General features: G+C 66.9%; 23 protein-coding genes and 1 tRNA gene. 17 read left to right on the top strand and 7 right to left on the bottom strand.

Going from position 1 to position 20,565, the window contains the following annotated elements; genetic code table 11:
• The first annotated feature begins 1 nt into the window (after position 1).
• Genes AADH62_RS13455 through AADH62_RS13430 form a run of 6 tightly spaced genes read left to right on the top strand, consistent with a single transcriptional unit; the run spans position 2 to position 4,199 of the window.
• Positions 2-274, top strand: coding sequence for a HypC/HybG/HupF family hydrogenase formation chaperone (locus AADH62_RS13455; RefSeq protein WP_341579923.1), 273 nt, complete (start codon positions 2-4; stop codon positions 272-274).
• Positions 271-915 carry a hypothetical protein gene (locus AADH62_RS13450; RefSeq protein ID WP_341579922.1) on the top strand — a complete coding sequence of 215 codons (645 nt, stop codon included), beginning with the start codon at positions 271-273 and terminating at the stop codon, positions 913-915. The genes AADH62_RS13455 and AADH62_RS13450 overlap by 4 nt, the downstream gene beginning before the upstream one ends.
• Positions 912-2,036, top strand: a complete 1,125-nt coding sequence (gene hypE, locus AADH62_RS13445) for a hydrogenase expression/formation protein HypE (protein WP_341579921.1) — start codon at positions 912-914, stop codon at positions 2,034-2,036. The genes AADH62_RS13450 and hypE overlap by 4 nt, the downstream gene beginning before the upstream one ends.
• Positions 2,037-2,050: 14 nt before the next feature.
• Positions 2,051-2,323: a HypC/HybG/HupF family hydrogenase formation chaperone gene (locus AADH62_RS13440; protein WP_341579920.1), complete on the top strand. Its 273-nt coding sequence runs from the start codon at positions 2,051-2,053 to the stop codon at positions 2,321-2,323.
• The gene (hypD, locus tag AADH62_RS13435) at positions 2,323-3,453 is read left to right on the top strand and encodes a hydrogenase formation protein HypD (RefSeq protein WP_341579919.1); all 1,131 of its coding nucleotides are present in this window, start codon (positions 2,323-2,325) and stop codon (positions 3,451-3,453) included. Before AADH62_RS13440 ends, hypD begins: the two co-directional genes overlap by 1 nt.
• Complete coding sequence (locus AADH62_RS13430) at positions 3,450-4,199, top strand: DUF6390 family protein (protein ID WP_341579918.1); 750 nt, start codon at positions 3,450-3,452, stop codon at positions 4,197-4,199. The genes hypD and AADH62_RS13430 overlap by 4 nt, the downstream gene beginning before the upstream one ends.
• On the opposite strand, the gene AADH62_RS13425 is transcribed toward AADH62_RS13430, so the two are convergent.
• Genes AADH62_RS13425 through AADH62_RS13410 form a run of 4 tightly spaced genes read right to left on the bottom strand, consistent with a single transcriptional unit; the run spans position 4,174 to position 6,667 of the window.
• Positions 4,174-4,986: an ABC transporter ATP-binding protein gene (locus AADH62_RS13425; protein WP_341579917.1), complete on the bottom strand. Its 813-nt coding sequence runs from the start codon at positions 4,984-4,986 to the stop codon at positions 4,174-4,176. The two genes, AADH62_RS13430 and AADH62_RS13425, sit on opposite strands and share 26 nt — an antisense overlap.
• Positions 4,983-5,633 (bottom strand): cobalt ECF transporter T component CbiQ, encoded by a 651-nt coding sequence (cbiQ, locus tag AADH62_RS13420; protein ID WP_341579916.1) that lies wholly within the window; start codon positions 5,631-5,633, stop codon positions 4,983-4,985. The genes AADH62_RS13425 and cbiQ overlap by 4 nt, the downstream gene beginning before the upstream one ends.
• A gap of 27 nt (positions 5,634-5,660) precedes the next feature.
• The gene (locus tag AADH62_RS13415) at positions 5,661-5,981 is read right to left on the bottom strand and encodes a PDGLE domain-containing protein (RefSeq protein WP_292710042.1); all 321 of its coding nucleotides are present in this window, start codon (positions 5,979-5,981) and stop codon (positions 5,661-5,663) included.
• Positions 5,978-6,667, bottom strand: a complete 690-nt coding sequence (locus tag AADH62_RS13410; RefSeq protein ID WP_341579915.1) for an energy-coupling factor ABC transporter permease — start codon at positions 6,665-6,667, stop codon at positions 5,978-5,980. The genes AADH62_RS13415 and AADH62_RS13410 overlap by 4 nt, the downstream gene beginning before the upstream one ends.
• Before the next feature lie 125 nt (positions 6,668-6,792).
• Between AADH62_RS13410 and AADH62_RS13405 the strand changes: the two genes are divergently transcribed.
• The gene (locus AADH62_RS13405; RefSeq protein ID WP_292710046.1) at positions 6,793-7,272 is read left to right on the top strand and encodes a Fur family transcriptional regulator; all 480 of its coding nucleotides are present in this window, start codon (positions 6,793-6,795) and stop codon (positions 7,270-7,272) included.
• Positions 7,273-7,343: 71 nt separating this feature from the next.
• Here the strand turns inward: AADH62_RS13405 and AADH62_RS13400 are convergent, their stop codons facing one another.
• Both AADH62_RS13400 and aceB read right to left on the bottom strand, forming a co-directional pair.
• Positions 7,344-8,939 carry an isocitrate lyase gene (locus tag AADH62_RS13400; RefSeq protein ID WP_341579914.1) on the bottom strand — a complete coding sequence of 532 codons (1,596 nt, stop codon included), beginning with the start codon at positions 8,937-8,939 and terminating at the stop codon, positions 7,344-7,346.
• Positions 8,940-8,971: 32 nt separating this feature from the next.
• A complete protein-coding gene (gene aceB / locus AADH62_RS13395) occupies positions 8,972-10,633 on the bottom strand; it encodes a malate synthase A (RefSeq protein WP_425355695.1) in 1,662 nt (553 codons plus the stop codon).
• A gap of 165 nt (positions 10,634-10,798) precedes the next feature.
• Between aceB and AADH62_RS13390 the strand changes: the two genes are divergently transcribed.
• A complete protein-coding gene (locus AADH62_RS13390) occupies positions 10,799-12,286 on the top strand; it encodes a helix-turn-helix domain-containing protein (RefSeq protein WP_341579913.1) in 1,488 nt (495 codons plus the stop codon).
• An 11-nt stretch (positions 12,287-12,297) separates the two neighbouring features.
• Here the strand turns inward: AADH62_RS13390 and AADH62_RS13385 are convergent, their stop codons facing one another.
• Positions 12,298-13,668 carry an FAD-dependent oxidoreductase gene (locus AADH62_RS13385; protein ID WP_341579912.1) on the bottom strand — a complete coding sequence of 457 codons (1,371 nt, stop codon included), beginning with the start codon at positions 13,666-13,668 and terminating at the stop codon, positions 12,298-12,300.
• Positions 13,669-13,779: 111 nt separating this feature from the next.
• Here AADH62_RS13385 and gabT point away from each other — a divergent pair, with 111 nt between their 5' ends.
• From gabT to rplK, 9 genes are all read left to right on the top strand, one after another.
• Positions 13,780-15,135: a 4-aminobutyrate--2-oxoglutarate transaminase gene (gene gabT, locus AADH62_RS13380; protein WP_341579911.1), complete on the top strand. Its 1,356-nt coding sequence runs from the start codon at positions 13,780-13,782 to the stop codon at positions 15,133-15,135.
• A gap of 38 nt (positions 15,136-15,173) precedes the next feature.
• Positions 15,174-16,538 (top strand): aldehyde dehydrogenase family protein, encoded by a 1,365-nt coding sequence (locus AADH62_RS13375; protein WP_341579910.1) that lies wholly within the window; start codon positions 15,174-15,176, stop codon positions 16,536-16,538.
• Positions 16,539-16,624: 86 nt separating this feature from the next.
• Positions 16,625-17,065 carry a pyridoxamine 5'-phosphate oxidase family protein gene (locus AADH62_RS13370; protein ID WP_341579909.1) on the top strand — a complete coding sequence of 147 codons (441 nt, stop codon included), beginning with the start codon at positions 16,625-16,627 and terminating at the stop codon, positions 17,063-17,065.
• 24 nt (positions 17,066-17,089) lie between these two features.
• A complete protein-coding gene (locus AADH62_RS13365; RefSeq protein ID WP_341579908.1) occupies positions 17,090-17,929 on the top strand; it encodes a hypothetical protein in 840 nt (279 codons plus the stop codon).
• A 38-nt stretch (positions 17,930-17,967) separates the two neighbouring features.
• Positions 17,968-18,408, top strand: coding sequence for a hypothetical protein (locus AADH62_RS13360; protein WP_341579907.1), 441 nt, complete (start codon positions 17,968-17,970; stop codon positions 18,406-18,408).
• Between the two features lie 151 nt (positions 18,409-18,559).
• Positions 18,560-18,632 (top strand) — tRNA-Trp (locus AADH62_RS13355).
• 45 nt (positions 18,633-18,677) lie between these two features.
• The gene (secE, locus tag AADH62_RS13350; RefSeq protein WP_341579906.1) at positions 18,678-18,941 is read left to right on the top strand and encodes a preprotein translocase subunit SecE; all 264 of its coding nucleotides are present in this window, start codon (positions 18,678-18,680) and stop codon (positions 18,939-18,941) included.
• A gap of 68 nt (positions 18,942-19,009) precedes the next feature.
• A complete protein-coding gene (gene nusG / locus AADH62_RS13345; RefSeq protein WP_341579905.1) occupies positions 19,010-20,023 on the top strand; it encodes a transcription termination/antitermination protein NusG in 1,014 nt (337 codons plus the stop codon).
• A 106-nt stretch (positions 20,024-20,129) separates the two neighbouring features.
• Positions 20,130-20,561: a 50S ribosomal protein L11 gene (rplK, locus tag AADH62_RS13340; protein ID WP_018172800.1), complete on the top strand. Its 432-nt coding sequence runs from the start codon at positions 20,130-20,132 to the stop codon at positions 20,559-20,561.
• Positions 20,562-20,565: the final 4 nt, after the last annotated feature.

The raw sequence follows: 20,565 nt of genomic DNA, 5'->3' as shown, positions 1-20,565 counted from the left end.
GATGTGCCTTGCGATTCCGGGCAGGATCACCGACCGCTGGGTCGAGCCCGACGGCGCGATCGTCGCCGAGATCGACTTCGCCGGCGAGACCAAAACGGCCAAGCTCAACTTCCTCCCCGACCTCCAGGTCGGCGACTACGTCATCGTGCACGCCGGCTTTGCGCTCACCCGCGTTCCGGCCGATCAGGTCACCCAGGTGATGAGCGCGATGCAGGATGCCGGTGTCGTCAATGCCGACGGTGCGATTGCCCACGACGCGAGGATCGGGCTGTGAGCGCCGCGCCTGCAAGCGACCTGCGGATCGCCGCCGTCCACGTGGCCCGCGCCCAGGTGCTCGGTGGCGCTGTGCACGTCATCGGCGTGGACTCTTCAGCGCTCTCCGGTGTCCGGGAGGTGGGGCAGGCCGACGCGGTCGAGATTCTGCGAGCCACCGCGCGATCGGGCGACGCCGCGATCATCGTGGGCGCCTTCGCCGACCGGGACCAGCTCTTGGCCCGACTTCCAGCATGGGGAGTCGCGGGGATCTGGGTAGGGGATGCGCAGCGTCCTGCCGATGGCGTGGCCACCGTGTGTGTCGCCGGCGATCCTGAGGTCGTCGTGCCCGGCATCCTCACCCTCGCCGACGACCTGCGAGCAGACCCCGCCGCGCTGCAGCCGGCCATCGTGGAGTGCACGGACGAGGTCTGTATTACTTGCAGCGACGAAGGTCGACTCGGAGAGGTCCTCGCGGCTCCACCCGTCCTGTTTGCTCCGGCGCGCGTACGTACTGCGGACGGCGAGGAGGATGTCGATGTCACGATCCTCGGACACGTCAGGCCGGGCGACCTCGTGCTCATCCACGCCGGGATGGCGATCGCTTCGGTGCCGCTGCCGCCCGAGGTGCCCGTCCCGATCGCCGCGGAGGTGATGTCATGACCACCGATTCCGCCGCAGCCGACACTGTCCGGCGCGGAAAGAACCGGCTCAATGAGTCGGAGGACGAGGTCCTCGCCCGCATCGAAGCATTCCGCCGGCGCCGCCCGCGGCTGATCGACGAGGTGATCACCCTGGCGCACGGAGCAGGGGGGAAGGCCTCTGCGGCGCTCGTGGACGCCGTCTTCTTCGAAGCATTCGGCTCTCCCACGCCGGGCGACCCGGGCGACGCTGCAGTCCTGGACCGGCCGGCGGGACGCATCGCGATGACCACCGACTCGTACGTTGTCAACCCGATCCGCTTCCCCGGCGGGAGCATCGGCGACCTTGCCGTCAACGGCACCGTCAACGACCTCGCCGTCAGCGGTGCGGTGCCCACCGCACTCACCGCGGCTTTCGTCATCGAAGAGGGGCTTCCTGTCCAGACACTCCGCGAGATCGCCGCCGACATGCGGGCTGCAGCCGACGCGGCGGGCGTGGCGATCGTCGCGGGCGACACCAAGGTCGTCCCCCGGGGCGCTGCCGACAAGCTCTTCATCACGACAGCCGGGGTGGGGGTGCTCCCCGAAGGTCGCCGACTCGGAGCCGACCTCGTCGAACCGGGCGATCGCATCCTCGTGTCAGGTGCCATCGGCGCCCACGGAATGGCCGTCATGCTCGCGCGGGGCAACCTCGCGATCGACGCCGAGATCTCGTCCGACTCCCGTGCCGTGAACGGACTCGTCGAGGCTCTGCTGGATGCCGCGCCGCAGACCCGCTGGATGAGAGACGCCACCCGTGGGGGCCTTGGCACCGTGCTCAACGAGCTCGTACAGGCATCCGGGTGCGGAGTGATCGTCGACGACGAAGCCCTGCCGGTGGCGCCGGTGGTTCGCGGCGCGTGCGACATGCTCGGGATCGATCCCCTCTACGTCGCCAACGAGGGGATGTTCGCCGCGGTCGTTCCCGCCGATGTCGCGGATGCCGGGCTCGCTGCCCTACGGGCACTTCCCGGCGGCGACAGTGCCGCCATCATCGGCGAAGTTGTCGCGAGTCCCTCCGACATCGTGGCGGTGCGCAACGCCTTCGGTGGCACCCGCATCGTCGACATGCTCGTGGGCGACCCCCTTCCCCGGATCTGCTGAAAGAGAGGTCAGTCATGTGTCTCGGAATCCCCGGTGAGATCGTCGAGGTCGTCGATGCCGACGAACACCTCGCGTCGGTCGAGGTCAGTGGTGTTCGCCGCGTCATCTCCACGCGGTTGCTTGCCGACGAGCATGTCGGAGTCGGGGACTGGGTGCTGGTTCACGTCGGCTTCGCGATGAGCAAGATCGACGAGCGCGAGGCGGATGTCACCCTCGACCAGATCCGAAAGCTCGGGCGAACATACGACGAAGAGCTCGAGGCCTTCATGGAAACGGAGATCGTCTGATGCGTTTCGTCGATGAGTTCCGCGACCCCGCTGCGGCCCGCTCGCTGCTCGGTGTCATCGAGGCGCAGACGCAGCGCCTCGGTCGCACGCTGTCGTTCATGGAGGTGTGCGGCGGTCACACCCATACGATCTATCGGCACGGGCTCGAGCACCTTCTTCCCGAGGCCGTGCAACTCGTGCACGGTCCCGGATGCCCGGTGTGCGTCATCCCGATGGGACGCGTCGACGACGCGGTGTGGCTCGCGCATCGGCCCGGAGTGATCTTCACGACCTTCGGCGACATGATGCGCGTTCCCGGCACCGAGGGCAGCCTCCTGCAGGCGCAGGCAGCGGGTGCCGACGTCCGCTTCGTGTACTCGCCGCTGGATGCCCTGAAGATCGCCATCGACAACCCCGACAAAGAGGTCGTGTTCTTCGCGGTAGGTTTCGAGACGACCGCACCGTCGACGGCGGTGACGATCGCTCGTGCTGCAGCGCTCGCGATCAAGAACTTCTCGATCTTCTGCAATCACGTCCTGATCGAACCGCCGCTGCGCGCGATCCTGGATGCCGACGACCTCGACCTCGACGGTTTCATCGGTCCCGGACACGTCTCGACGGTGGTGGGGACGACGGTCTACGACTTCATCCCCGCCGAGTATGGACTTCCCATCGTGGTGACCGGGTTCGAGCCGCTCGACATCCTGCAGTCTGTCGAGATGCTGCTGGCGCAATTCGAGGACGGCCGCTGCGAAGTCGAGAACCAGTACGCGCGGGTGGTGCGGCGCGAAGGGAACCCTGCCGCGCTGGCGCTCATGCAGCAGGTCTTCGCGGTGCGCGACACGTTCGAGTGGCGGGGCCTCGGCTACATCCCACGGTCTGGGTACGGCATCCACCCCGACTACGAACGATTCGACGCCGAGAAGAAGTTCGCGCTGCCCGGCGTGCGGGTCGAGGACCCGCCAGCGTGCGAATGTGGCAGCGTCCTGCGGGGTGTGATCAAGCCGTGGGAGTGCAAGGTGTTCGGCACCGCGTGCACCCCCGAGACCCCGATCGGTACGTGCATGGTCTCGCCCGAAGGCGCATGCGCCGCGTACTACAACTTCGGTCGGCTCCACCGGGAGGCGGCCCAGGCCGTGGCCCGCGTGTGAGCGCCGACTCGAGACCGCACGGGGAGCGACTGTTCGCGCGCTACGCGTACCACCCGAACGAGAAGGGCTACTGCGGCCCCGATGGCGCACCCCTGCTCGCGGAGGTGGCGAGCGGTGAGGGCGCTGGGGTGGACGTCCGGGGGGCGGCTACCCGCTTCTCGGGCGCGTGGCCGTATCTGACGGTCATCGGGCGCCTTCTCGCGTGCGATCCGCTCGATGAGCGGGCGGTGCGGGCGTACTGGACAGGTTCTGTCGAGGGCGACGCCATCGATCCCGCCGTCTTCTGGCGTGAGTTGCTGGCGATCATCGGTCCGCGCGCCGGGTCGTACTGGGCATACCTTGACGAGTCTCTGGCCGCCGAAGCGGCTCCCCATCACGCCTTTCACGTCTTCGGGGTGTACCCCTGGACGCGGTTGCTCAGCACCGGTCGGCCCGAGCCCGTCGAGGTGTTGGAGTCGTGCGCGATCCTGCCTGCCACGGTCATGCACGCGGATGCCACACGCTGGCGCGTGCGCGGACCGCGACTGGTCTATCGCGAGGGCGTTCTCGCGCTCGATGACTCCGACGATGCGAACGCCGAGCGGGACGTCACAGTCCCCTTCGGCGACACCGCGACGGCCGGCGAGAAGGTTGCCATCCATTGGGGTGCGGTGGCCGAGGTCATCGACGGCGACACCGCCGGGGGACTCGAGGCTCGCGTGAGTGCCCAGCTCGCGCGGGTCAACGCTCGGCTCGCGGCATCCTGACCTGATCTGGCGCCGAGCCGTGGCCGGTCGCGCCGGTACGGGGTGGACGGGGCGCTCGCGGATCGAACCCCCACGGGAGCTCGAGGCCGTGCGCGCTCAGCAGGTCGGCGTCGGAGAGGATGTCGGTTGTCGTGCCGTCGGCGACGATTCGACCTTCGTCGAGGATCACCGACCGAGGGCAGAGCTCGAGGGCGTAGGGCAGGTCGTGGGTCACCACGATGATCGTGGCGTCGAGTGCACCGAGGGTCGCGGACAAATCTCGACGGGCGGCAGGGTCGAGGTTGGAGGTCGGCTCGTCGAGCACGATGACCTCCACATCCATCGACAGGATCGTCGCAATAGCCGCGCGGCGTCGCTGGCCAAGCGACAGCCGACCGGGCGCCGTGTCTCGATGGTGCTCGAGTCCAACCCGGGTCAGAGCCTCGGTGACCCGCGACTCCAGCTCCGGCCCGCGCACGCCGTAGTTTCCGGGACCGAATGCGACATCCTCCCCGATTGTCGGGAGGAAGAGCTGGTCGTCGGGGTCTTGGAAGACGACGCCCACTCGGCGGCGGATCTCGGGCAGCGACCCTCGGCCCACCGGTGTGCCGCCGATCTCCACGACTCCGCGATCGGGAAGGTGTATGCCGTTCAGATGGAGCATGAGCGTCGTCTTGCCCGCTCCGTTCGGCCCGAGCACCGCCACCCGCTCGCCGGCGGCGATCTCGAGGTCGATGCTGTGCAGCACGGCAGTGCCGGACGGGTAGGAGAAACCGACCCCCCGCACCGATACGGATGCCGAACTCATCCGACTCCACCCCGCGAGAGCATCGCGAGATGGACGCGCTCGCCGCGGGCATGGGAGCGCACGATGACCGCTCCCGCGGCCTGCGCGATGATCCGCCACGCCGCGAGGCCCCGAGCGCGGAACCCCCGCGATTCGCGAGCGATGCGCATCCGCCGGGTCTCCTCGACGATGAGATCCAGGTAGCGGATCATGAAGCCGATGATCGAGGTGAGGACCGCGGGGAGGCGGAGCTGACCCAGCGCCTGCACCATCCGCCGCGGCTCGGTGGTCGAGATGAGCACGGTCGCGGCGCCCACGGCGAGGGTCGCCTTGGCCAGGAGCGCCCATGCGCCCCAGAGCCCTTCCACAGCGAGCGTCAGGGGACCGACCTCGATCGTCGGCCCTGTCGCGATGAACGGGAGGAGGAGGGCGAACACGACGAAAGGCAGCTCGATCGTCATCCGTCGTGCCACGATCCGGGGTGGGACACGCGCGATGACCAGCGCTGAGACCACCACCAGCGCGTACACCGCGAAGGCGAGGAACCAGTCACGGGGAGTGGCGACCACGACAGCGGCGAAGGCCACCGTCCCGACTAACTTCGTCCGTGCGGGGGCGCGGTGCAGGAGGGAGGTTCCCTCGCGATGCCCCCAGTCCAGCGTGCTCACCGCATCGCCCTTATCCGGCGCACTGTGTCAGCCGCGCCGTGCGAGACGGCCGAGAAGCCACGCCAGAGCGAAGGTGATGCCGCATCCGACGACACCGACGATGAGGATCGACAGCCAGTTCCCGTCGAGTCCGGCCACTGTGTAGTCGGCCAAGGGTGAGCCCGCCGTCGCACTGTCTTGCGCGGCGCTGCTGAAGCCGACGGCCTCCGCGACGAACTCCAGCCCGTCGGGGTTTGATGAGGCCCAGATGCTGACGACCGTCGCGATCACCAGCGCGATGCCCAGAGCCCAGAGAGTGAAGGTGCGTGTGGAGATCCGGCGCCCTGAGGGGGCGGAGGAGGTGCTCATACCAGTGCCGCCTCTCGGGTCGGGGTCGCTCCGGATCGCTGGAAGCGCGCTCCGTAGACGAGGTCTGGACGAGTAGCGAGTACGGCGGCGACGATGAGTCCGGTGATGATCGCCTCGCCGATCCCGATGAGAGCGTGCCAGCCGACCATCGCAGCAAAGACTGCCTCGATCGGCACTGCCACCTGACCGCCGATCGCGAACAGGCCGACGAACGCGATTGCCGACGCGGGGACAGAGAGCAGGCCACCGATACCTGCGGCCACCGCGATGGCCCATCGGCGTGCAGGCAGCAGGCGGACAAGGCCCCGGAACACCCACCAGCCGACGGTGATCGTCACCAGCCCCATCAGCGTGATGTTGGTCCCGAGGGCCGTCAGCCCGCCGTCGGCGAACAGAAGGGCCTGGACGATGAACACGGCACTCAACGCGAGCACCGCTGTCCACGGACCCAGCAGCACGGCCGCCAGCGCACCGCCCAACAGGTGGCCGCTCGTTCCCGCGCCCACGGGGAAGTTGATCATCTGTGTGGCGAAGATCACCGTGGCGACGATTCCCACCATCGGGGCCTTGCGGTCATCGGCCATCTCGGCGCGTGAGTTCTTGATCGCCAGGCCGATAGCTCCGGCCGCTACGACCCCCGTCGCAATCGAGACCGGCACGCTGAGGAATCCATCAGGTACGTGCATCGGCCCTCCTCGGGTGACCATGCGGTCTGGGATTGCGCTCACACTATTGCGACTCAGTCGCATTACACAAGAGTCGAAATCTCCGCCGTGCCGCCATTCGGAGGGGCGTGTGCCACGATTGCCGAATGGGTGCGCCACACGACCACGAGCACCTCCACGCGGAGGCTCCCGTGAGCCTTGCCGACGCCGCGCTGGCGCAGCTCTCCGAGCGTGGCGAGCGCATCACGGCAGCACGTCGCGCCGTCATCGGTGTGCTCGCGGCCGAGCATGAGCACCGCACGGCGGAGCAGATCGCGGGTGCTGTCGCTGACCTCGGCATCCATCGGGCTACGGTCTACCGCACGCTCGAGATGCTCGACAGCCTGGGGGTGGTCACCACGCGTCCGGTTGGGCAGGGTTCGACCGGCTATCACCTCGCCACCGGGGAAGACCGGCACGCGCACCTTCACGGGGTCTGCCGCTCGTGCGGGGTCGTCGTCGCGCTGCCAGCCGATCTGCTTGCCTCGGCCGCCCGATCGGCCCGGAACGCGAACGGCTTCGCGCTCGAGCCCGCGCAGAGCTCGCTCGTGGGCACCTGCGCGGACTGCGCTCGCGGCGTCTCCTGAACGGGACGGCGCCCCGCGAACGACGGATGCCTCGGACGGCGTCGTCCGAGGCATCCGTGTCTTCTCGATGATCAGCTGAACTGGTTCATCGTGTTGTGCTGCCCACCCGCTTTGAGGGCAGCGTCGCCGGCGAAGTACTCCTTGTGGTTGTCGCCGATGTCGCTTCCTGCCATGTTCTGGTGCTTGACGGTCGCGATGCCCTCGCGGATCTCGCGGCGCTGCACGCCCCGCACGTAGGCGAGCATCCCGTCGTCGCCGAAGTATCCCTTCGAGAGATCATCGGTCGACAGGGCCGCTGTGTGGTAGGTCGGCAGGGTGATGAGGTGATGGAAGATTCCGGCCCGTGCCGACCCATCCCGCTGGAACGTACGGATCTTCTCGTCGGCCAGCCGGCCGAGCTCGGTGTCGTCGTACTCGACGCTCATGAGCTCCGCCCGATCGTAGGCCGAGACATCCTTCCCTTCCGCGGCGAGGGTGTCGTAGGCCTGCTGACGGAAGTTCAGCGTCCAGTTGAACGAGGGGCTGTTGTTGTAGACCAGCTTCGCGTTCGGGATCTCCTCGCGGATCGCATCCACCATGCCCGCGATCTGCTCGACGTGGGGCTTCTCGGTTTCGATCCACAGCAGGTCTGCGCCGTTTCGCAGCGACGTGATGCAGTCCAGCACGCAGCGGGCCTCACCCGTCCCGGGGCGGAACTGGTAGAGGTTGCTCGCCAGGCGCTTGGGACGCAGGAGCTTGCCATCCCGCTTGATGACGACGTCCCCGTTGCCGAGGTCGGCATCCGAGATCTCCTCGACGTCGAGGAACGCGTTGTACTGGTCGCCGAGGTCGCCGGGCGCGTGCGTGACCGCGAGCTTCTGTGTGAGCCCTGCGCCGAGCGAGTCGGTGCGCGCCACGATGATGCCGTTGTCGATGCCTAGCTCCAGGAACGCGTAGCGCACCGCGGTGAGCTTGGCGATGAAGTCCTCGTGGGGAACCGTCACCTTGCCGTCCTGGTGACCGCACTGCTTCTCGTCCGAGACCTGGTTCTCGATCTGGATGGCGCAGGCACCGGCCTCGATCATCTTCTTGGCCAGCAGGTACGTCGCCTCGGGGTTACCGAATCCGGCGTCGATGTCAGCGATGATCGGCACCACGTGGGTCTCGTAGTTATCGATCTGGCTCTGGATGAACTCCGTCGCCGTCTCGTCGCCCGCAGCCCGCGCGGCATCCAGCTTCGTGAACAGCAGATCGAGCTCGCGCGCGTCGGCCTGGCGCAGGAACGTGTAGAGCTCCTCGATCAGCGCGGGCACCGCGGTCTTCTCGTGCATCGACTGGTCAGGCAGCGGCCCGAACTCGGAGCGCAGCGCCGCGACCATCCACCCCGAGAGGTAGAGGTAGCGCTTGTTCGTGCTCTTGAGATGCTTCTTGATCGAGATCAGCTTCTGCTGGCCGATGAAGCCGTGCCAGACCCCGAGCGACTGCGTGTACAGCGAGGAGTCGGCGTCGTACTCTGCCATGTCGCGGCGCATGATGTCGGCGGTGTACTGGGCGATCTCAAGGCCCGTGCGGAACCGGTTCTGTGCCCGCATCCGTGCCACGGACTCGGGGTTGATGGCATCCCAGCTGGAACCGTGCCGATTCTTGAGCTCGCGGATGGCGGCGATGTCGTCCTGGTAGATGGTCATGTCTTGTCCTTCGTCGTCGGTCTCGGGCGCAGTCAGTCGGTCTCGACCAAGTAGCGCGAATAGGCGGGGAGGGTGAGGAAGGCGGGGAAGTCGCTCCCGAGTGCCACCTCGCGGAAGATCGCTGCCGCGTCGTCGAATCGGTCGCCCTCGAAGCGAGTCACCTCATCGAGCACCTGTGCGATGAGGCCTTCGACGTACTCGCGCGTGATGGGCGTGCCGTCGTCGGTGGTGCGGTCCTGGTGGATCCACTGCCAGATCTGCGAGCGGCTGATCTCCGCTGTTGCGGCATCTTCCATGAGGTTGTCGATCGCGACGGCGCCGAGGCCCCGCAACCACGCCTCGATGTAGCGGATCGCCACCGACACGTTGCCGTAGACCCCGGATGCCGTGATCGGGCGACCGATGTGGACATCGATGAGCTGGGCCGCGCTGACGTGCACGTCGGGCCGCTGACGGTCGAGCTGGTTCGGCCGGTCGCCGAGCACGGCATCGAACTCGGCCCGTGCGACGGGGATGAGATCGGGATGGGCAACCCACGTGCCGTCGAACCCGTCGCCGGCCTCGCGCTTCTTGTCGGCTGCCACCTTCTCGAAGGCGCGCTCGGTGACCTCCGGGTCGCGGCGGTTGGGGATGAAGGCGCTCATGCCTCCGATCGCGAAGGCTCCCCGCTTGTGGCAGGTCTTCACGAGCAGCTCGGTGTAGGCCCGCATGAAGGGCACCGTCATGGTTACCTCGCTCCGGTCCGGAAGGACGAAGCGCGCGCCGCGGCCGCGGTAGTTCTTGATGATCGAGAAGATGTAGTCCCAGCGGCCGGCGTTCAGGCCGGCCACGTGGTCGCGCATCTCGAAGAGGATCTCTTCCATCTCGAAGGCGGCGGGGAGGGTCTCGATCAGCACGGTGGCTCGGATCGTGCCGTGCTCGATGCCGAGGTATCGCTCGCTGAACGTGAACACGTCGTCCCAGAGCTTGGCTTCTTCCGCTGACTCGAGCTTGGCGATGTAGAAGTACGGACCCACGCCGTTCTCGATCAGCTGCTTCGCGTTGTGGAAGAAGTAGAGCCCGAAGTCCACGAGCGAACCCGAGGCATCCATCGTGCGCCCGGTGCGGTCGGTGTAGCGCAGGTGCTTCTCGACCAGGTGCCAGCCCCGCGGGCGCATCACGATCGTGGGGGTCTGCTCGGCGGTGACCTCGTAGCTCTTGCCCTCGGGGCTCGTGTACCGCAGTTGCCCGCGGATCGCGTCGTACAGGCTCAGCTGACCCTCGATCACGTTCTTCCAGGTGGGGCTGGTGGCGTCCTCCTGGTCGGCGAGCCACACCTTCGCTCCCGAGTTCAATGCGTTGATCGTCATCTTCGGATCGGTGGGGCCGGTGATCTCGACGCGCCGGTCTTCGAGGCCGGGGCCGGCGCCTGCGACCCGCCACTCGTCGTCGTGACGGATGTGCGCGGTGTCGTCACGGAACTGCGGGTCGTGGCCGTTGCCGATCTCGAACCGGCGGCGCATCCGGTCGGCCAGGCGGTCGTGGCGGCGAGCCGAGAACCGGGAGTGCAGCTCGGTCAGGAACGCGAGGGCGTCGGGCGTCAGGATCTCGTCGTAGCGGTCACGGATCGGCCCGACGACCTCGAGCGCCGCCGCGGCGCTCGAGGTCGGCACGGGAGCCGTCCGGGCGGGCATCGGGGTCGTGGTTGCAGTCATGGCGCATCCGTCCTGTCTGGTCTCTCATCCGCCGGCTTCGTCATCCGGTGGATCGACGCCTGGTTGGTCGTCGTGCACCCACTCTCGGTGAAGTTTCAGCGCTTGGTTGGCCAGAATCCGTGTGAAGATCACGCAAAATTCTGTATCTGTGACAGAATCGGCGGCATGACGAGCCTCACAGCGCCGGAAGAGTCCCTCCCGGGGATCACAACGGATGACGACGATGTCATCGACACCCTCACGATCGGCAGGCGCATCCGCCAGTTGCGTACCGAGCGGGGGATGACCCTCGACGACCTGGCGGCGGTGGTCGACCGTGCCCCGAGCCAGCTGTCGATGATCGAGAACGGAAAGCGAGAGCCCAAGCTCACCCTGCTGCGCACCATCGCGCACGCTCTCGGCACGAATCTGGACGCGCTGCTGGAATCAGAGCCGCTGGATGAGCGCGCAACGATGGAGGTCTCCCTCGAGCGGGCGATGCGGGGGCCAACCTTCCAGGCGCTCGGAATCTCCCCGTTCCGCATCGGTCGCTCACTCCCCGACGAGGTTCTCGCGGCGATGCTTGCGCTGCAGGGTGAGATCGAGCGACTGCGAGATGAACGGGCAGCCACTCCGGAAGTGGCGCGCCGCGCGAACCTCTCCCTGCGCCGGCTCATGACCAGCCAGCAGAACTACTTCGCCGACCTCGAGGCTCACGCCCGCGACCTGCTTGCCGCCGTCGGGCACACCGGAGGCCCGCTCACGCAGCGCACGGCATCCGACATCGCCGCCCACCTCGGGTTCACGATCCATTACGTCTCCGATGTGCCCCTCACCACCCGCAGCGTTCTGGATCTCAAGCACGGCCGGCTCTATCTGTCGAGCACGATCGCGAGTAAGCGGGATGCCCGAACGGCGGTGCTGCAGTCGTTGGCGAGCCGCATCCTGGGGCACGACGAGCCCGCGAGCTACGGCGACTTCCTTCGCCAGCGCGTGGAGATCAACTATCTGACGGGGGCGCTCCTGATGCCGGAGGCCGACGTCGTTCCCTTCCTGCAGGAGGCCAAGTCTCACCGCGCCCTCTCAATCGAAGACCTGCGGGACGCGTACTCGGTCTCCTACGAGACTGCCGCTCACCGCTTCACGAATCTCGCGACGGTCCATCTTGAGCTTCCGGTGCACTTTCTGAAGGTCCACGAGTCGGGCACCATCACCAAGGCCTACGAGAACGATGACGTGAACTTCCCGACCGACCGGTTCGGCTCCATCGAGGGGCAGATGTGCTGTCGCAAGTGGACGAGCCGCGTCGTCTTCGATATCCCCGACCGGTTCAATCCGTACTTCCAGTACACCGACACCGGTAACGGGACCTACTGGTGCACGGCCCGCGTCGAGCCCTCCTCCGAGGGGCTCCATTCGATCAGCGTGGGCGTGCGCTTCGACGACACCAAATGGTTCATCGGGCGCGAGACCACCAATCGTGGCGTCTCCCGGCACTCGGTGGAGGTGTGCTGCCGTCGCGCTCCGGCAGACCTCGAGTCATCCTGGCGCGGTCATTCCTGGCCGAACGTGCGCACCCCGCGCACGCTGCTCGCCACGCTCCCCACCGGGGCGTTCCCGGGCGTGGACACCACAGATGTGTACGAGTTCCTCGAGGCTCACGCACCCGACTGAGCCGGGCGGAATCAGCGCCCGGCGATGAGGTCGGCCACCCGCGCCAGAGCAGATGTCCGTGATCCGCCGCGGGCTTCGAGGCGGTCGGCGCCGCGGTATGCGGCATAGATGGCGTTCACGGCTGTCCACCGCAGCGGTTCGATCTCCCACCGCTTTGCGCGATGCCCCACCCAGGGAAGCCGCGTGAGATCGGTGTCACGGCGCAGCACCAGGTCGGCGAGCGTGCGTCCGGCGAGATTGGTTGCCGTCACGCCAGTTCCGACGTAGCCGCCTGCCCAGCCAAGGCCCGTCGCCAGGTCGAAGCCGACGGTCGCCGACCAGTCGCGCGGCACGCCGAGCACACCGGCCCACGCATGGGCGAGGGGCACACCGCGGGTAGCTGGGAAGAAGTCGTGCAAGAGATCGGTGAGAGAGCGGATCGTGCGCTCCTGCGTCAGTCCGTTCGTATCGACCCGGGATCCGTACCGATACGGGACGCCTCGACCCCCGAACGCGATGCGATCGTCAGCAGTTCGCTGCGCGTACATATAGACGTGGGCGAAATCCCCGAGAGTTTCTCGCCCCGACCAGCCGATCGCGTCCCATGCCTCGGTAGGCAGCGGCTCGGTGACGATCATCGACGAGTTCATCGGCAGCCACGTGCGGTGCTCGCCACGCAGGTTCGCGGTGAAGCCTTCGGTGGCGCGGATGACGGCATCTGCGCGGACCGTGCCCCGGTCCGTCTCGACGCGTCCGGGTTCGATCGATCGAGCTGTCGTCTGCTCGAAGATGCTCACGCCCGCCCGCTCCACGGCCATAGCCAGTCCCGCCGCGAGCTTCGCGGGGTGAATGCGTGCGCAGTGCGGATGCCAGATCCCGCCCAGTGCGCCGGCGACATCGATACGCGCTCGCGTGGCCGCGGCATCCAGTTCTTGCACGTCGGTGTGCGGCCATGACAGTTCTTCGGCAGCCGTCTTCCGAAGCCGGGCGAGCTGCGCGGGGGTGCGGGCGACCTCGAGTTCGCCGCCCCTGATGATGTCGGCGTCGATGCCCTCGTGGCGTGCGACCTCGATCACCTCGCTAACGGTGTCGTTGAGCGCCCGCTGCTGCGCGATCGCGGCATCCCGTCCGTAGCGGGCGACGTAGTGCTCCCGCCCTCCCGTGACCGAGTTCGTCAGCCAACCACCGTTGCGGCCCGACGCTCCGAAGCCGGCGAAACTCTGCTCGATCACACCGACGCGCAGGTCTGGCTGGGCCTGCTTGAGGTAATACGCCGTCCATAGTCCGGTGTACCCGGCACCGACGATGCAGACATCGAGCGCGAGGTCGCCAGGAAGCGGTGCACGCGGCGGTGGCGTCCCGCCGATGTCTCGCCACCACCACGACACGCCGCCATTAATCACGCAATGATTCTCCCACGACGGGAGCCGTCGCGTAAGTGGCCATCCACGACGGATTCCGACGTTTGAGTTGCACGGGTCGCGCGCGATCGATCGTCCAGCTATCCTCACGACATGAGCCAACTCGATAGCCTCACGGTCCCGCTCGGCGGCCCCTCCCTCCCGCAGGAGCGGCGCCTCGTCACGTCCATTCCGGGACCGCGCTCGCAGGAGCTCATGACCCGCAAGGCGGCTGCCGTGTCGGCGGGCGTGGGGCACACCGCACCGCTGTCGATCGTCGCGGCGGGCGGCGGCATCCTGCTGGATGCCGATGGGAACTCGATCGTGGACCTCGGCTCCGGAATCGCCGTCACCTCGATCGGCAACGCGCACCCCGCCGTGGTCGCGGCAGTGCAACAGCAGGTAGCCCAGTTCACTCACACGTGTTTCATGGTGGCGCCCTACGAGCCCTACGTTGCCGTGGCCGAGGCGCTCAACCGCATCACTCCGGGCGATCACGAGAAGAAGACCGCACTGTTCAACTCGGGTGCTGAGGCCGTCGAGAACGCGGTCAAGATCGCCCGCAAGCACACGGGGCGCCAGGCCGTCGTCGCCTTCGATCACGGGTACCACGGCCGCACGAACCTCACGATGGCCCTCACCGCCAAGCACATGCCCTACAAGGCAGGATTCGGACCGTTCGCACCGGAGATCTACCGGGCACCGATGTCGTACCCGTACCGAGACGGCCTCGACGGTGCCGCCGCAGCAAAGCGGGCGATCGGCGTGATCGAGAAACACGTCGGGGTGACGGATGTCGCGGCGATCATCATCGAGCCGATTCAGGGTGAGGGCGGATTCATCGTCCCGGCCGACGGCTTCCTTCCTGCCCTGCAGGAGTGGGCGAATGCGAACGGGGTCGTCCTGATCGCCGACGAGATCCAGACAGGCTTCGCCCGCACCGGTGCGATGTTCGCCAGCGACCTGTTCGGCATCGTTCCCGACCTCATCACGACGGCCAAGGGGATCGCCGGTGGGCTGCCGCTTGCCGCCGTCACCGGGCGGGCAGAGATCATGGATGCCTCGCACACCGGTGGCCTCGGTGGCACCTACGGCGGCAATCCCGTCACCTGCGCCGCAGCCCTCGCGGCCATCGAGGTCTACGAGACCGAGGATCTGCCTGCCCGGGCCCGGCACATCGGTGAGGTTCTCGAGCGGCGACTGCGAGAGATTCAGGCATCCGACCCGCGCCTCGGTGACATCCGGGGGAAGGGAGCCATGATCGCGGTTGAGTTCGTGGACCCTGCCACGGGGGACCCGGATGCCGCCCTGACCTCGCGCGTGGTTCGCGCGGCCCTCGATGAGGGCGTATTGATGCTCACCTGCGGGACGTATGGGAACGTCATCCGCTTCCTGCCGCCCCTGGTCATCGGCGATGACCTGCTCGATGATGCACTGGACGTGTTGGCACACGTCCTGTCATCGTCGTGACCAACCGACCACCGTTCGCTGCCGACCGAGGAGGACCCATGAGTACCTACGCCGTCGTCAATCCCGCCACCGGGGAGACGCTCGCCACTTACCCCACCATGACGGATGCCGAGGCCGAAGCTGCGATCGCGGCAGCCGACGAGGCCTACCGCACCTGGGGTCGCGCCTCCGCTCCTGCCGAGCGCGCTGAGCTCGTGCGGCGTGCGGCACAGCTGCACCGCGAGCGGCGGGATGAGCTGGCCGAGATCATCGTGCGCGAGATGGGCAAGCCGCTGTCGGCAGCCCTCGGCGAGGTCGACTTCGCTGCCGACATCACCGAGTACTACGCCGACAACTACGAGAAGATCACCGGTGACACACCCCTCGACATCCTCGCCGAGGGAACCGCTGTCATCCGCCGATCGCCGCTGGGTGTGCTGCTGGGCATCATGCCGTGGAACTTCCCGTACTACCAGGTCGCTCGTTTCGCCGCCCCGAACCTGGTGATCGGCAACACCATCCTGCTCAAGCACGCACCCCAGTGTCCCGAGTCCGCAGCGGCGATTGCGGCGATCTATCGGGATGCCGGATTCCCGGAGGGTGCCTACGTCGATGTGCGCCTGACCAACGAGCAGGCAGCGACGGTGATCGCTGACCCTCGTGTTCAGGGAGTCTCGGTCACCGGTTCGGAGCGCGCGGGTGCCGCCGTCGCCGAGGTGGCAGGCCGGAACCTCAAGAAGGTCGCACTCGAGCTTGGCGGCTCCGACCCATTCATCGTGCTCTCCACCGACGATCTCGACGCGACCGTGGCCATGGCGGTCGAGGCGCGGCTCGACAACAACGGGCAGTCCTGCAACGCCCCCAAGCGTTTCATCATCATCGACGAGCTGTACGACGCGTTCCTCGAGAAGTTCGTGGCGGCCATGGCTGCAGCTCCCCTCGGTGACCCCTTCGCCGATGACACGGTGATCGGTCCGCTCTCGTCGCTGGCTGCGGCCGAGCGGCTCGAGGAGCAGGTGAACCGTGCCGTCGCGCAAGGCGCCACTGTCGAGCTCGGCGGCGAGCGGGACGGGGCGTTCTATCCCGCGACGGTGCTCACCGGAGTCACGGCCGACAACGACATCTACCGCGAGGAGCTGTTCGGTCCCGCGGGAGTGGTCTATCGCGTCGCCGACGAAGCCGAGGCGGTTGCCGTGGCCAACGCGACAAGCTACGGGCTCGGCTCCTACGTGTTCACGACCGATCCGGCGCAGGCCGAGCGGGTGGCCGACGCCATCGAGGCTGGCATGGTCTATGTCAACATCGTGCTCGCCGACAGCCCTGAGCTTCCCTTCGGCGGCGTCAAGCGCTCTGGCACCTCGCGTGAAATGGGTCTGCTCGCGGCCGACGAGTTCGTCAACAAGAAGCTCATTCGCGTCGCCTGAGCCGCGGTTTTCCTCGCAGTGGTCGTGGACCGCGCCAGGGCCAAGGGTCCCTAGTGCGATCCACGGCGTGCGCCCACAATGAGGGCATGGAAGAGATGATGGACGATGTCGTCGCCACTCTCAGCGATGAGGAGTGCTGGCAGCTTCTGGCCGGCGAAGAACTCGGCCGCCTGGTGACCCGGGTTGGAGATGTCTTGGACATCTTCCCGGTCAACTACGTCGTGGATGAGGACACCATCGTGTTCCGCACCGCCGAGGGCAGCAAGCTCGTCGAGCTCACCGTCAACGATGAAGTGCTCTTCGAAGTCGATCACTACACCGATGCTGTGGCATGGAGCGTGATCGTGCGCGGTCGGGCTCAGCGCCTTGCGACCGAGGAAGAGGTCGAAGCTGCTGATGAGCTTCCCCTTCGGCCGTGGTTGCCGACGTTGAAGTACCACTACGTTCGGGTGATCGCCGAGACGATGTCGGGTCGACGATTCCGTCGTGGACCGGAGCCCGATCGCTACGGCATCGCCGATTACTGATCGTGGCGCGCAGGATGCGGGGTGATGCCCGATCATGGTGAGGTGAACCCCGCGCGGTTGTGGATTCCGGTGCTGGCCGGAGCCCTCACCGTCGCGCTCGGAATCACCACGGTCATCGGGCTGGAGTGGCTGACAGCGGACCGCAGACCCACCGCGGTGACGGCGTCACAGGCGGATGCGATCGCTGACGTGTTTGCTGTGAATCAGGACTTCGCCGCCGACATCCGCGGCGCCCGCGGTCGGTACGTCGAGGCTGCAGCAGCGTGGGAGGCTGACGCAGCCTGGATCGCGCAGTGGCGCGAGGGCGATGCGGCCCCGCAACCTGCGGCCCCCAACCCGGGTGGGCAGGCCTTCCCGGGCGATGACCCGCAGGGTCGCGCGTTCTTGGACTCGATCGGAGCAGGTGAGGTCACAGTGATCTTCGATGCCGGTCCCGAGAACTGCGGTTACGCCGGGCAGGAGGACGGCCCGCGCTTCCTCGTGGTCGGTGGCTGCTACCAGACCGGCTACCCCGACTGGCTCTTCGTTGCGTGGGAGCCGGGAATCGAGCGCCTCGCCTGGCCGATCTTTGTGCACGAGGCTATGCACTGGTACCAGTACCAGAACTACTTTCCCGCCCTGCTCGCGGCCGAGCGTGCCGGGGTGTCGCATGACGACTACGAGTGGGCGCTGGAGACGGATGCCAGCTGTCGGGCTGTCTATCAGCACGGCATCGAGCGGTCGGCGTACGAGGGCTCCTCGTCCCCGTGTGACATCGACGATTGGCACGATGGCTGGTTCGTCGACCAGCTCGCCGCGCTCGGTGTGCGCACGAGCGCTCCGACGCCCGAGGAGTTCGAAGTCAGCGCGGTGGCTCGCCCATGACCGGGGGTCGGCGTGGGCTGCGGGTACGGCGAGCAGCGATGTTTGCGGCCTGGCTGCTGTCGGCATCCGTGGTACTCGCGGGGTGCGCCGGACCCGACATCGCTGAGCTCGAATCGGATGCCGAGTCCGCCTTCGACACCCTGGTGGCTGCGGCAGGGGCCGTCGAGGAAGGGGTGCTTCGCACCCTCGAGGTTGCGAGTTCCGAGGTACAACGCTGCGGCGAGCAGGATCGCGGCGTGCAGCGGGCATTCACCGCGGTCGGCTCCGTCTCCGTGGCGGCCGACTATGCGGCAGAGGACGCGCTCGTCGAGGCCGTGACAGCGGCCATCGATCCGGAGGAGTGGACGGCTATCGACGCCGACGCGGTTGCGGGCAAGGAAGGCGCCTGGGTAGACGAGAGCGGCATCGTCGCAACCGTCAGTTACGACTCACCGCTTCTGGTGATCGCCGTGTTCACGCCATGCCTGGACGCCCGCTGAGGGTCGGATGCGGTTCGCCCGTCGGGAGGGCATGCCGTACACTGGACCTGCAGTACAAGTCTGCATTCTTTCGCCGTGCCCGGGATCGGGACACACCCCCTTTTTCAGGTCGCGGCAGAAGACTGTAGGCACCTCAAGGCCTTTCGGCCTTAGGGCGGTAGCTCAATTGGCAGAGCAGCGGTCTCCAAAACCGCAGGTTGCAGGTTCGATTCCTGTCCGCCCTGCGCGTCAGCGCAAGCTGGCACACCAGAAGCAACCAGGTGGGATACATGGTCCAGGATGACGCCAAGGGCGAGATCGTTGCCAGCGGCAGCGCTCCTCGCGAGAAGAAGCTGAACGTCTTCGCGCGGATCGCCCTGTTCATCCGTCAGGTCTTTGCGGAGCTTCGTAAGGTCGTCACACCGACGCGCCAGGAGCTCCTGAAGTACACGGCAGTCGTGCTCGGGTTCGTCGTCATCATGATGGCCCTCGTGTACGGGATGGACTTCGTGTTCCTCTGGGTGACGACACAGGTCTTCGGCGTTCCCGCCTGATCTGCTCGTCCTCACGGTGCGGGCAGGATGCTGCGTCGCGCCCGATCAAACGGAAGTGAACCAAACACGTGTCTGAACGATTTCTCGACGACGCCGACTGGGCACCCTCGGCCGAGCAGTCCTCTGAGGAGGACGAGGCCCAGGAGGGCAACGAACTCGCGCGCGAAGAGCACCAGAGCGATGCGGCCGAGCACGTCGCCATCCACATCGAGGATGAGAACGACGACGTGGACTACTCGGACGACGACGACGTCGAGGTGAGTGACCCGGAGGCTGATGCGATCGTGAACGATGCACTCGAGATCGATGAGACGGCGGAGGCCGAGGCTGCCGCTGAGGTCCTCGCCGACGACCTCGCTGAGGAAGAAGCCGAGCGTGCGGCTCACGCCGCCGAGGAAGTGACTCCCTACGACGGGCCCGAACTCGGCGACGAGGACGATGCCGACGAGGACGAGGCCGAGGAAGACCCGTACGAGGCGTTCCGTGCCGAACTGCGGTCGCTGCCGGGCAAGTGGTACGTCATCCACTCGTACGCCGGTTTCGAGCGCAAGGTGAAGGCCAACATCGAGCAGCGCAAGTCGACGCTCGAGGTCGAAGAAGACATCTATCAGATCGAAGTTCCGATGGAAGATGTCGTCGAGATCAAGAACGGCCAGCGCAAGATGGTCACCCGCGTGCGCATCCCCGGCTACGTGCTGGTGCGCATGGAGCTCAACGAAGACACCTGGTCGGTCGTTCGCCACACTCCCGGTGTCACCGGATTCGTCGGCAACGCGCACAACCCGACGCCGCTCCGTTTCGAAGAGGCCTTCACGATGCTGAAGTCTCTCGTCGAGGTCAAGGAGACCGCTCCGGCCAAGGGTGGCGCCGCCAAGAAGGGTCAGCCGGTCGCTCGCGCGATTCCGGCGGAAGTCGACTTCGAGGTCGGCGAGACCATCACGATCAAGGAAGGCTCGTTCGCGGGTCTTCCCGGCACGATCAGCGAGATCAAGCCCGAAAGCGGCAAGCTCACGGTGCTCGTTTCGCTGTTCGAACGCGAGACTCCGGTCGAGCTGTCGTTCGACCAGGTGACCAAACTATAGAGTGACCAAGCTCTAGCCGAGTCACCACACAGACCACCGCTCCCGGAACCGCCGGGCTGCGGGAGAGAGGATGCCGACGGCATCCGCTCGATGAAAGGAAAGAAGAATGGCACCGAAGAAGAAGGTGACCGGCCTGATCAAGCTTCAGATCAACGCCGGTGCAGCCAACCCGGCGCCGCCGATCGGGCCCGCGCTCGGTCAGCATGGCGTCAACATCATGGAGTTCTGCAAGGCGTACAACGCCGCGACCGAGTCGCAGCGTGGCAACGTCATCCCCGTGGAAATCACCGTCTACGAGGACCGCAGCTTCACGTTCATCCTCAAGACCCCGCCGGCAGCCGAGCTGATCAAGAAGGCCGCGGGAGTGCAGAAGGGTTCCAAGACCCCGCACACCGTCAAGGTCGCCAAGCTCACCAAGGAGCAGGTCCGTCAGATCGCCGAGACCAAGATGCCCGACCTGAACGCGAACGACATCGAGGCAGCCTCGTTGATCATCGCTGGCACCGCCCGTTCCATGGGCATCACGGTCGAGGACTGAGGGG

The sequence above is a fragment of the Microbacterium schleiferi genome, from assembly GCF_038150145.1.
Classification (GTDB): domain Bacteria; phylum Actinomycetota; class Actinomycetes; order Actinomycetales; family Microbacteriaceae; genus Microbacterium; species Microbacterium schleiferi_B.
This window is presented reverse-complemented; position numbering and strand designations above follow the sequence as displayed.

What these genes read in the sequence shown, in the direction of transcription:
- AADH62_RS13390 (WP_341579913.1), top strand. Translation starts at nt 10,799, where the DNA reads ATGACGAGCCTCACAGCGCCGGAAGAGTCCCTCCCGGGGATCACAACG.
- gabT (WP_341579911.1), top strand. Translation starts at nt 13,780, where the DNA reads ATGAGCCAACTCGATAGCCTCACGGTCCCGCTCGGCGGCCCCTCCCTC.
- AADH62_RS13365 (WP_341579908.1), top strand. Translation starts at nt 17,090, where the DNA reads ATGCCCGATCATGGTGAGGTGAACCCCGCGCGGTTGTGGATTCCGGTG.
- rplK (WP_018172800.1), top strand. Translation starts at nt 20,130, where the DNA reads ATGGCACCGAAGAAGAAGGTGACCGGCCTGATCAAGCTTCAGATCAAC.
- AADH62_RS13425 (WP_341579917.1), bottom strand. Translation starts at nt 4,986, where the DNA reads ATGAGTTCGGCATCCGTATCGGTGCGGGGGGTCGGTTTCTCCTACCCG.
- AADH62_RS13405 (WP_292710046.1), top strand. Translation starts at nt 6,793, where the DNA reads ATGGGTGCGCCACACGACCACGAGCACCTCCACGCGGAGGCTCCCGTG.
- aceB (WP_425355695.1), bottom strand. Translation starts at nt 10,633, where the DNA reads ATGACTGCAACCACGACCCCGATGCCCGCCCGGACGGCTCCCGTGCCG.
- AADH62_RS13440 (WP_341579920.1), top strand. Translation starts at nt 2,051, where the DNA reads ATGTGTCTCGGAATCCCCGGTGAGATCGTCGAGGTCGTCGATGCCGAC.
- AADH62_RS13415 (WP_292710042.1), bottom strand. Translation starts at nt 5,981, where the DNA reads ATGAGCACCTCCTCCGCCCCCTCAGGGCGCCGGATCTCCACACGCACC.
- AADH62_RS13370 (WP_341579909.1), top strand. Translation starts at nt 16,625, where the DNA reads ATGGAAGAGATGATGGACGATGTCGTCGCCACTCTCAGCGATGAGGAG.
- AADH62_RS13455 (WP_341579923.1), top strand. Translation starts at nt 2, where the DNA reads ATGTGCCTTGCGATTCCGGGCAGGATCACCGACCGCTGGGTCGAGCCC.
- hypE (WP_341579921.1), top strand. Translation starts at nt 912, where the DNA reads ATGACCACCGATTCCGCCGCAGCCGACACTGTCCGGCGCGGAAAGAAC.
- AADH62_RS13360 (WP_341579907.1), top strand. Translation starts at nt 17,968, where the DNA reads ATGTTTGCGGCCTGGCTGCTGTCGGCATCCGTGGTACTCGCGGGGTGC.
- hypD (WP_341579919.1), top strand. Translation starts at nt 2,323, where the DNA reads ATGCGTTTCGTCGATGAGTTCCGCGACCCCGCTGCGGCCCGCTCGCTG.
- AADH62_RS13400 (WP_341579914.1), bottom strand. Translation starts at nt 8,939, where the DNA reads ATGACCATCTACCAGGACGACATCGCCGCCATCCGCGAGCTCAAGAAT.
- AADH62_RS13375 (WP_341579910.1), top strand. Translation starts at nt 15,174, where the DNA reads ATGAGTACCTACGCCGTCGTCAATCCCGCCACCGGGGAGACGCTCGCC.
- AADH62_RS13410 (WP_341579915.1), bottom strand. Translation starts at nt 6,667, where the DNA reads ATGCACGTACCTGATGGATTCCTCAGCGTGCCGGTCTCGATTGCGACG.
- secE (WP_341579906.1), top strand. Translation starts at nt 18,678, where the DNA reads ATGGTCCAGGATGACGCCAAGGGCGAGATCGTTGCCAGCGGCAGCGCT.